Below are 666 nucleotides of genomic sequence, written 5' to 3'. Positions count from 1 at the left end.
TCCTTGCCGCCTCCGGTCGCCAGCGCGCGGCCGCCCAGGCCTCGCGCCGGCGGCGGCGCTCCGGCAGCGGCAGCGCGTTCCAAGCGGCCGCGCGCCGCGCGAAGCCGGTGCGCTGCGCCGGCGTCCAGCGACTCCACTGCCGTGCCTGGTCCTGCAGGCGTTCGCGCTGCACGGGCTGCAGCAGCGCGAGCACGCGCCGGAAGTCGTCCGGTACGCGGGCATGGACGAATGCGGAGGCCAGCAGCACGGCCACGGCCGCCAGCACGGGGCTAGGGCGCACCGGTGCTCTCTCCGTGCGGCGCCATGGGAACGAGCGCCTCGGGCGGCGCCGGGCGCGGCGCCAGCGGGTCGACCGGCGCCGCGGCGGCGTCGGCCTGGGCGGCGCTCCAGCTGAGGAAGGCGACGTCGAGGGCAAGCCGTTCGCCCTCGGGATCGGCCAGCAGGGCGAAGTCCGGGTGGGCCACCAGTCCCGCCGTCGGGGAATAGCGCGAGGCAGGCTTGCCGGGCGGACCGAGCGTGAGCACGTCGACGCGGTCGTCGACGCGCCGCTCCAGCCACCAGGTCGCCGCCAGCGCGACAACGACGGCCGCCGCGACCGCCGCCAGCGGCCAGGCGCGGCGGCGCTCGGGCGCGGGGAAGAAGCGCTCGGCGGTGCCGGCCAGGGCC

Annotated in this window: 2 protein-coding genes; both read right to left on the bottom strand. The window is 78.7% G+C overall.

What is annotated here, in order from left to right; all coding sequences use genetic code 11:
- Positions 1-280 (bottom strand): DUF3106 domain-containing protein (locus EYQ95_RS26270; RefSeq protein WP_132332198.1); only part of this gene is annotated, 280 nt, incomplete at its 3' end.
- The coding region (locus tag EYQ95_RS26550) for a hypothetical protein (protein WP_207916730.1) at positions 270-666 on the bottom strand (397 nt) is incomplete at its 5' end. The genes EYQ95_RS26550 and EYQ95_RS26270, both read right to left, overlap by 11 nt.

The sequence above is a fragment of the Lysobacter sp. N42 genome, assembly GCF_004344885.1.
The sequence above is the reverse complement of the archived record's forward strand: the minus strand, read 5'-3'. Positions and strand labels throughout refer to the sequence as shown.